Source organism: Microcoleus sp. MON2_D5 (genome assembly GCF_036701905.1).
Taxonomy (GTDB): domain Bacteria; phylum Cyanobacteriota; class Cyanobacteriia; order Cyanobacteriales; family Microcoleaceae; genus Microcoleus.
On the sequence record NZ_JAUBRM010000149.1, the window covers coordinates 1 to 9,482 of the forward strand.

Below are 9,482 nucleotides of genomic sequence, written 5' to 3' on the forward strand. Positions count from 1 at the left end.
TTAGTGCTGGAAACACTGAACTACTGACGACTTCTACCAAACCGTTGAATGAGAACGATTGGAGCTAAATAATTATGCCAATTTTAGTGCGACCCTCTCCCGGGCAGTCACAACTCTCAATGCTTTCCGACGCTAGCACTTTTGCTGCTGGAGGTCGGGAATGATTGCAGACGCCCAGTACGACATAGCCCAAATGATCGAGCTAGCCAAAATCCAAGCTCAAACCATCAACGAACAGCAAAGGTTACTGACCGCAGCCTTAGCGCGTCTTGACAAAATCACTCAATCGGTAAGCTGTAAACCGCTCAACTTGCTTGAGACTTGGGACAAATACATCGATTTCAAGAAACCGTCAGTTAGCCCGTCCTACCTGGCTCACCAATTACAGGCAACCAGGAATCATCTGACCAAACTTTCCGATCTGCCGGAAATGGATGCCGTCGCGGTTCGCAATTGGGCGATGGCAAACCTGACCGTCGATTCGGCGAAGCGGTTAATCTCTCAACTCTCTGCCTGCTACGGATGGGCGAAAAACAGCACGCTGGTTGACGTTAATCCCTTTGCCAGCATGGCTTCAGAGATAAAGCTCCCTCGCTCTGCAAAGGCTGACACCGGGGATAGGGAGATAGAACCCTTTACCGCAACCGAGCGAGACTCAATCATTGACGCGTTCAAAACGAATCGGTTTTGCCATCCATTCACGTCAAGGAACCACCTGCACAGCAACTATGCAGCTTACGTGCAGTTCCTTTTTTATACGGGATGCCGTCCCAGCGAGGCGATCGGCTTGCAGTGGAAAAATGTTGACATTAACAAGCAAACTGTCATTTTTCGGGAGGCTGTAGTTCAGTCACCTGGGGGGCGGATTTGCAAGGAAGGGCTGAAAACTCAGTCATTTCGCAGGTTCAAAATTAACAGCCAACTGCGCCAAATACTTGAGGACGCCAAGCCGTTAAGCTGCAATGCCGATAGTTTGGTTTTTCCCGCTGCTGAAGGCGGCTTCATCGTTCAGGACAATTTTCGCAAGAGGGTTTGGAAGAAGATTTTACAAGGTTTAGAACTTGAGTACCGCGTCCCCTATCAAACTCGCCATACCTTTATCACTCTTTGCCTGGATAAAGGGATTGACGCAAAAGATATAGCGCAGTGGGTAGGTAATAGCCCAGAGATTATTTACAAACACTACGCGGGCAGCAGGCACAGTCTACAGGTTCCAGAAATCTAAAGCTGTTACTAAATCAGAAAAATATAGTAGTTAATAACGATTTGTTAGCTGCTATATTTGTCGTTTTTGTTAATATTATTCGTGTCTTAAATGGGTTTAAAACTTTACAATTTACCTATTGACAGCCGGACTAAAAACTTGCAATGTAGAGACAAGGAAGATTGATGCGCCATAGTTCAGTGCTGGAAACACTGAACTACTGACGACTTCTACCAAACCGTTGAATGAGAACGATTGGAGCTAAATAATTATGTCATTTTCAGGACGACTGTCTAGTGCGGATTCGCGAATCTTGACGTTTCCGCGTCGGGAGCTGCTGCAGAAAATTGCTGCGATCGCACTGGTGGCAGCAGCAGCCAAGAAATCACCGCACCAACCGCACCAACCGCACCAACCGCACCAGTCACCAGCTCCCCAAAAATACCCTTCGCCAGAGTTCAACATTGGTGATTTGGTTGCCTATGACTGGGAGCCAGATGATGATGATGCTCCAGAGGCTGCCACGGACTTTGGTGAAATTCTAGGGATGCGCTGGATTCCAGAACCTGATAGCTATTGCTCGGTTGCTAACACCTGGGTTTATTTCGTCAGGTGGACTCACAGCAGTTGCCCTGGCTGTCTTCCTGAACCCTATTCTGATGGCGACCTGACTCTCTCTTCTGACTTGAGATTGGTTAGCGGTTCTTAAGCCCTGGCGCTTGATGTGGGCCGGGAGGGGGCTGGTTTATGGCCTGCCTCCCGGCCGCGAGTTGCAACCGGGATAAGTGAAACCCGGTAAACACCTAAAAAGAAGCAATTTTTTAAGGATGCTGAGGCTGAGTACAAACGCTTAATAGGTGAGGAGGGATAGCAAGAAATTGGGGAGTGGCTTCAACTATGCACTCGAAGTTGCAAACCCTACGGGTTTGTATGGCACAACGAAGTCCCAAAATCTGCACTCGAAGTTGGAAACCTAATAGATGCAGCACGTATGTAGATTCTGGAAACCCTACGGGCTTCCAAGCAAATAACACAAATGAGAGATAGCCCGGTAAAAGTAGGTATAGCCTGTGCTGGAAGGGTGCCACCCTTCCCTGCTTAGCGAGTACAACTAAAAATCAGCGACGGCGATCGGAAATAGTAGCGCTAATAAGAGTTAAACCCTATATCCCTCGATTTTCTGTGTACGCTCAAAACACGGGGACAGGACACACTCTCCCCATTTGCTCCAATTTAGCGCCGAAACCCTTGCTGTACAAGGCTTTCTACGGCGGAAACTCATATAAGTTTCCGTAGATAACTCGTTATAACTCGCAATTCCTAGCAGAACGAGATTTAGGCCGCTCAAATCTGTTTATAGCGCGTTATAGAGAAAAATAGAGACCTATAGGTCTCTAGCTCAACAATAAATAGAGAAATCTAGAGAATTTGCGCCCCGCTCAAACTTGTTTATAGTGCGTTACAGAGAAAATTAGAGCCTTATAAGGTTCTAGCTCAACAATAAATAGAGAAATCTAGAGAATTTGCAGCGTTCAGACTTGTATTTTCCGCGCATAGAGAATTGACAACCCTACAGAGTTGTTGCTCAACAGTAAATATTAAAATTCGGCTAAAACCCGCATTCTTGGGTACATAGAAAAAACGCACCCTCTCTACAGCACGACTGCCAATTTAAAAAATACAATTTGCTGCACTGTGTTGTAGAATCAGTGGCTGAAACCAGCACCCCTAGAGCAGTACAGATTTTCTGACCGTTCGACCACTTTTGTTGGCAAAACATCTTGCCAATTTGTAGAGGCAAAAATGTCAAAATCGAGTTATTTATAGGATTTATTTTAATTTATAGTAGTAAGAAACATTGTGGAAAGTCTCTTCTTGTAAGCTTTACCGAGATTGAGTTTAAAGATTCTTTCTTAATTTCATAAAACTACACAAGGGATTACTCTACAGTCAGGAATTTACATTTACAGGTTTATAAAGAATCTTTCTGTTTTTCTGTTGCCAAACGTATGCTCTTGACTTTAAAGTATTAATATTGCGATCGATGTACGGTAGCAACTGGATCAAAAAAAAAGGCCGCTTTGTTGGGCGGGCCTCATTCAAAATAAAACTTAATTTTAATCTATCAGGGTGTGCTACTCAAACGCAACCCTTTGTCCCGCCCAAAAACAAAGCGGTCATAGTCCCCCTTCCCACGGAAAAACTATGACCACCTCAAATTCTGCTTTAAATTTACTCAACAATGAGTCAAGTTTACCTAATTCCGACCAATCTTGTCAAGTATTATCCGATACTTTTGAGAGTTCATTAGAGTTAACTAAACCTACTCAAACTTACTCACGATTTCTCAACGCCAAACATCAAGCCGACATCCAAGCACGCGGACTTCTCAACGACTGGGGACGGATTGCTTGGGGGACGATGACAAAGGAAGAAGCTACATTCCATCTCGGATATGAGGCAAAATCTGGGGGGATTTGGTTCAAGGGAGAAACATTGCAAGGTCAACTACGGCCCGACAAAGCTTGGAAAAGTCCCGCTGATCCAGCCAATAAGAAAGCTCCAAAATATCGGACGCCACTAACTGACCACGGGTGTGACGCGCTCGTACCGTCACACCCCACAGATAAAAGTTATTGGGAGCCGGAAAACCTCAAGAAGCACTGCTATCAAATCAGTGGGCATCCGTGCTTAGTTCTTACCGAGGGCCCATTTCAGACGCTCGCCGGGTGTAGCAATGGCATACCAACGATCGGACTGACTGGGGTAGAAAATGGCTTAACCGGGAAAAAAGATGATGTGCAAGGCAAGCGCTACTTAATCTCAACTCTGGAAAGATACGCTCGTGCAGGTATCGGCTTTATTTTTGCCTATGATGCGGACGCTGCAATAAACCCTAATGTAAATTGGGCTCAGCGAAAATTAGGCAAACAACTCCTCAAATTTAATGTCCCTGTGTACACCGCTACAGGAAACTGGGAGATGGGAGCAAATGGGGAGACAAAAGGCATGGATGACTTGATCCAAAAAAAAGGGATAGAAGCTTTCAGGAAAGCGCTTGCGACTGCTACAAGGTTTGAGGATTGGGAATCAAAGACTTTTGACGGCGAAAATGACAAGCCCAAATCCAAGCTCCCTAGCTCGGATGCGATGGCGCGCCAGATTGCAGAGGATTACCGGGACAAGCTGGCATTTAATAATGAGGTTTTGTGCTGGTACAGGTATCAGGCCGAATCGCCGGGAGTATGGGCCCCTGAAACTGATGAGTATGTAGAATCCATCATCTATCAAATCATCGAATCAAAGGGGCTGATCGATATCCCTCCATCGTATGTCGGGGCGACTGTGCGATTCTTGCGACATAAACTGATAGAGCGAAAATGGAAGTCACGCACCGACCTCCTCCCATTCCACAATGGAGCTCTAGAAATTGCTACAGGCAAACTACACCCGCACTCGCCCGGTTATAAATTCACTTGGAGCTTGCCCCGTCCTCACTCTGTCGTAGCTACCGACTGGGGAGTTATCTCGAATTGGTTGGATGTGGCAACCGCAGGCAATCAGCACGTCAAAAATATCCTCATAGCATACGCCGCCGCTACTCTCAAGGGACGCGCCGACATCCAGAAGTTTTTGCACCTGATCGGTCACGGTGGCAGTGGCAAAGGTACACTTTATCGACTCCTAATAGAACTGATTGGCTCAGAAAATACTCACAGCACAACCTTAGAGGATTGGTGCAGCAATCGGTTTGAAGCAGCCCAAGCTTACGGTAAGCGGCTGGTTGTTTTTCCCGATGAAGATAAAGGCACGCGCTCGCTAGGGAAATTCAAACAGCTAACCGGTGGCGACTGGCTGCGAGCCGAGGAAAAAGGCAAGAAGCCATTCAAGTTCAAGTTCGAGGGTATGGTAATTGTGGCCTCAAACTTCCCTATCTTTGGTGCGGACAATTCTAGCGGTATGTCGCGCCGCACGATTGCAGTGCCGTTCAACGCAGTCATCGGCCGCAACGAACGCCGCAACCTCGACAGTGATTTTGCGCCAGAGCTACCAGCCTTCACTAATTATTTACTTTCGCTGGATGACGCTTGGGTTGAGAATATCTTGCGCGGGGTGATGGATATTCCTGAAGTGGGGGCGCAATTCTGGGAGAGCAAAATTCGAGAGGATAGTGTCGCCGGCTTCCTCAATGACAAACTGATTCTCGATCCGCTCGGTCAAGTATCAATCGGAGACTCCCCTAACGCTGAAGGTTCTCTTTATCAGGCTTACCACCAATACTGTGCCGACCAAAACCACAAACCGCAAGCAGTCAAAAATTTCAGTCCCAACCTGATCGAATGCGCGGCGGTAATTTTGGGCTGGCAAATAGAAAAGGTACACACCAAAGTTGGAAAAATTATCAAAGGAATCCGCCTCCGAACCAAAGCCGATGAACATCTCCCAACTTATGACTACGAACTCCGATTGCGCTGTGAAAAACCCGGTGACGGATTCGGTGACGGATTGGTGACGGATTCGGTGACGGGTCAGGATGTACACGCAGAGCGGATTACAGCTTTGGTGACGGATTCTTCCTATACTCAGGTGAAAAAAAATATTGACATTCAAATCAGCGGCGATAGCGAGAAAATCAATAATATTCCTAGTGAGGTAGTTGCCAATCCGTCACCCCCACCGGAACCCTTGCCAGTAGTCAATCTTGACCCGTCACCGCAACCGTCACCGCAACCGTCACCGCAACCGTCACCGCAACCGTCACCAAAATTGAACGTCGGCGATCGGGTACGGATTCGGCAAGAATACCCCGGTTCACCCGAACTTTGCGGGCTAGTCGGCGAGATTGCGATCGCCCACGGCGACGGATACTCTCGGATTGATTTTGGATATGGAATCAAAATTAAGGGGATGGTAAAGCGCAAGCAATTTTTCGAGATGGAGAACAGACATCTAGAGCTAGCAGAGTAGCGAGGCTCCAAATTGATGTTTAATTGCTGCAAGGAGTTAGGGACGTGGTAGTGAAAATAGACCGTCACGGTCAGGCTTCGGTGCTGACCTCGGATGAAATTGAGTTGCTGTTCAACGATGGATTTTTGACCGATCGCGATCGTACCTTGTTCGGGGTGTGCCTATTTAGTGCCTGTCGCATCGCCGAAGCCTGCTCGCTGATGGCAAAGGATGTTTACACCACAAATGGTCGGGTCAGACCTGAGCTCATCATCCGCAAAGCCAACACCAAGGGAAAACTGGGAACGCGAACCATCCCCGTTATCGAAGATTTGCGATCGCTGCTTGCAGCTTGGCAGCCGAACGCCGGGGCAACTTATTTATTCCCAGGCCGCCACCCCAACCACCACTGGCGGCACCTCCATCCGGAAGCTGCCAGCCACATCTTGGCAGAAGCTTGCTCGCGAGTAGGGATGGAAGGATTTAGCACCCACAGCTTCCGCCGTACCGCCCTAACCCAAATGAGCAACGCCGGCATCCCCTTGCGAGTCATTCAGAAACTCAGCGGCCACCGATCGCTCGCCGTCTTACAGGAATATCTGGAAGTTGGCGACGCCCAAGTCAAAGGCGCAGCGAACGCGCTTTCGGCTTTAGGATACATCAGAAAACGTCCATTTTCTGATGCAGAGCTTGAACTGGGCGAACGGCGGTTAATTCAGTCTCCAGAGAACTTAAAAAGTCAAGTTATTGAGACTGACTAGCCGTTTGTTGAGAATGAACGTCCTATTTTTCACTGAGATATTTTGCCAGTTCTGAAACTTCACCGGCTTTTTGCCAGTCGGCTTCACCCCGTTTAACTTTTGTGCGGGCTGTAATTTTCTGAACTTCCCAAAGTTGCAGCGCCGTGTACGGGCCCTCGGCTTTGCCCGATCTGAAGACGTACCAGTCAGCAACTTCGGGAACCGCCTGCCTCACAGATTTTGCTCGCTTTGCAGGCGCGGGAGTCGGTGGCGGGGTAGATTTCTGATTCATTTTTACCGCCCACGCACCCAAGCAACCAAACACACCGAGGACTCCTCCTCCGAGTCCCAGCATTACGACTGGGGAAGTTGGGCGGTAGGGTTCCGGTGCTGCTGGAGTGGGTGAAGGCGTTGGGGATGGAGTTGTACCGTCGTCGGAATCTCGGAGTCGGTTTCGCGGTGGATAGTACCGATCGCTGCGAGTTCTTTTTCCTTTTTTCGCGGCCTCAGACGGAAGGGAAATTGCTGCGGCGGTTAAAGTCCCGCTCAAGAGTAACAGCACTTTTCGGCGCGACACTTTAGTAGAATAGTTCATATTCTGAGAAGTGATAGGGGTATCAATATTTTCTCAGAACGCCAGACGGCAAAAGCAATCTCAGCCCGCCAGATATTTTATTTTGGCGGGCTGAATATTTGGAATAAAATCTTTTCTGCAACCATTGACAGTTGCTTGTGAGTTGCTTATGGTAGTTACCTACATTGGTAGGTAACTTATGGCAATTCCATTAGTAGTACAAGGATTGATAACAGAGGACGGCAACGTATTTGAGCTAGATTCTCCCCAAGGAACGACATGGCTGGAAACAATCGGCTCTTTCAGATATGAGCCAAGTGGTGACAGTAAAGCATATACAGTTCGTAGAGAACCAAGTGGTTATTGGTACGGTTGCAGAAAAGTTGCAGGGAAGGTACGTAGAAAATACATCGGCAAGCCCTCAGAAGTAACTATCGCAAAGCTTGAGGAGGTTGCAGAAGTTTTAGAAGCCCTCCCAGTATCGCCAGAACCCCGATTTAAGCCGATCGAGCCGATCGAGTCTGCTAGACCCCAGGACTCCCAATTAAGAAAAGATATCGCCGCACTCTATGCGATGAACGCACGGCTGGCAAAGATAGCAGAACCCGGTGGCTACACTCCGGCTAAGGTAGCAAAGGCAGCAGCGAAAGCTCAAACTCCCTTAATGGCTGCTATCAAGGCTTTAGAAGATATGGACGATATAGTGTCTAGTAATTGCTAGACATACTGCTAGACAAATAATGTTAGCTACCACTAGACAAGTGCTAGACAACCTGCTACTATGTGTCTAGTACACACTAGACAAGGTACTAGACATGACAGACAGAGTACAGCTTAATTTGAGATTGGACGGCCGCCGTGATTTACTGGAAACAATTAAAGAAGTAGCAGCAGCCGAGGGGTTGAGCGTCAATGCTTGGGTAATTAAGGCTTTGGAGCAAGCTGCTAATTCCCCCGCACCAGCACCGATCGCGAAATCTGAGCAAATACCCGCAGCACCCGCAATCTCAGACATCGAACCAGTGCTAGATACACTGCTAGACAAAAAGCTAGACACGCTACTAGCGGCTAAGTTCGCAGGGATTGAAGAACGCTTGGGAAAATTGAGGGCCTGAGCGAAACTCCCGCAGGGGAATCACTCAGGCCGGATGCAGCGGAAGAAATTGAAAACTTGCGCCGGAGCTTAGAAAGAAGCGATACCCTTATCAGCTTGCGGAATAAAGAGATTGCGACGCTAAACTCTCGGCTGGCAGCGAAGGATGAAACCATTGCCGAACTGGATGAACAAATTGGCAGACTAGATTCCGAACTTGAAACAGAGCGCGCCGATCGGGAGAAAGTCGAAGCAAAACTCACCGACCGGGAAAAAGAAATTGAGGAATTGCGATCGGAGCTAGATGAGAAAGCTGACTTATCCGACAAAGCTGGCAACTTGCTCAACTGGCTCCGAAAAATCGTCAAGTCTCTGCCCAAAGAAGTTACGCTGACCAAGATTCTAGGGATACTTGAGGAGTCCTGAGACGACGCATCGCAGGGAAATTAAGAATAAACCCCGGCTCATCCGGGGATTTACTGAAATACAAAATTTTACAGCCACCACCTTCGTTGAAGCATTTCCAGCAAGCGCAAGCCAGAAGCGGAAGCTACTTCCGTTACTACAACCAAAGAGGAAGTGCTGGAAGTGTTGCTGGAAGTGTTGGAAGTACGCAATAACAATACTTCCAAGATTACTTCCCTACTTCCCAAGGATGCGCTTCAAGCGAAGTGAAGAACTCGGAACAGCGCGGAACGTTTTTGAACCAGTTTCAAAATAGCTAGTATGAATCGATTCGGTTCGATTCAGAATCGATTCGGTTCGATTCAGAATCGATTCGTTCCTACCCTTGACACTTCCAGGTAAACTTGCAATGTAGAGACAAGGAAGATTGATGCGACATAGCTTAGTGCTGGAAACACTGAACTACTGACGACTTCTACCAAACCGTTGAATGAGAACGATTGGAGCTAAATAATTATG

9 protein-coding genes are annotated in these 9,482 nt (G+C 47.8%); 7 read left to right on the forward strand and 2 right to left on the reverse strand.

The genetic code is table 11. The features are described 5' to 3' along the window. Window positions 1-160 precede the first annotated feature (160 nt). From QUA47_RS29070 to QUA47_RS29085, 4 genes are all read left to right on the forward strand, one after another. Window positions 161-1,225, forward strand: coding sequence for a site-specific integrase (locus QUA47_RS29070; RefSeq protein WP_333433346.1), 1,065 nt, complete (start codon window positions 161-163; stop codon window positions 1,223-1,225). A gap of 250 nt (window positions 1,226-1,475) precedes the next feature. Continuing rightward, entirely contained in the window at window positions 1,476-1,913 is a 438-nt protein-coding gene (locus QUA47_RS29075; RefSeq protein WP_333433347.1) for a hypothetical protein, read from the forward strand. A gap of 1,496 nt (window positions 1,914-3,409) precedes the next feature. Further along, complete coding sequence (locus tag QUA47_RS29080) at window positions 3,410-6,172, forward strand: phage/plasmid primase, P4 family (RefSeq protein WP_333433348.1); 2,763 nt, start codon at window positions 3,410-3,412, stop codon at window positions 6,170-6,172. A gap of 50 nt (window positions 6,173-6,222) precedes the next feature. After that, window positions 6,223-6,912 (forward strand): site-specific integrase, encoded by a 690-nt coding sequence (locus QUA47_RS29085; protein ID WP_333433349.1) that lies wholly within the window; start codon window positions 6,223-6,225, stop codon window positions 6,910-6,912. Window positions 6,913-6,934: 22 nt separating this feature from the next. Here QUA47_RS29085 and QUA47_RS29090 read toward each other — a convergent pair whose 3' ends face one another. Beyond that, on the reverse strand, window positions 6,935-7,486 hold the full coding sequence (locus QUA47_RS29090; protein WP_333433350.1) for a DUF4339 domain-containing protein: 552 nt from the start codon (window positions 7,484-7,486) through the stop codon (window positions 6,935-6,937). Window positions 7,487-7,664: 178 nt separating this feature from the next. On the opposite strand from QUA47_RS29090, the gene QUA47_RS29095 reads away from it, so the two are divergent. From QUA47_RS29095 to QUA47_RS29105, 3 genes are all read left to right on the forward strand, one after another. Next, entirely contained in the window at window positions 7,665-8,186 is a 522-nt protein-coding gene (locus QUA47_RS29095; protein WP_333433351.1) for a hypothetical protein, read from the forward strand. 94 nt (window positions 8,187-8,280) lie between these two features. After that, window positions 8,281-8,580 carry a hypothetical protein gene (locus tag QUA47_RS29100; protein ID WP_333433352.1) on the forward strand — a complete coding sequence of 100 codons (300 nt, stop codon included), beginning with the start codon at window positions 8,281-8,283 and terminating at the stop codon, window positions 8,578-8,580. A gap of 56 nt (window positions 8,581-8,636) precedes the next feature. Further along, window positions 8,637-8,984: a hypothetical protein gene (locus QUA47_RS29105; protein WP_333433353.1), complete on the forward strand. Its 348-nt coding sequence runs from the start codon at window positions 8,637-8,639 to the stop codon at window positions 8,982-8,984. Window positions 8,985-9,052: 68 nt separating this feature from the next. Here QUA47_RS29105 and QUA47_RS29110 read toward each other — a convergent pair whose 3' ends face one another. Continuing rightward, window positions 9,053-9,190: a hypothetical protein gene (locus QUA47_RS29110; RefSeq protein ID WP_333433354.1), complete on the reverse strand. Its 138-nt coding sequence runs from the start codon at window positions 9,188-9,190 to the stop codon at window positions 9,053-9,055. Between the last annotated feature and the right edge of the window lie 292 nt (window positions 9,191-9,482).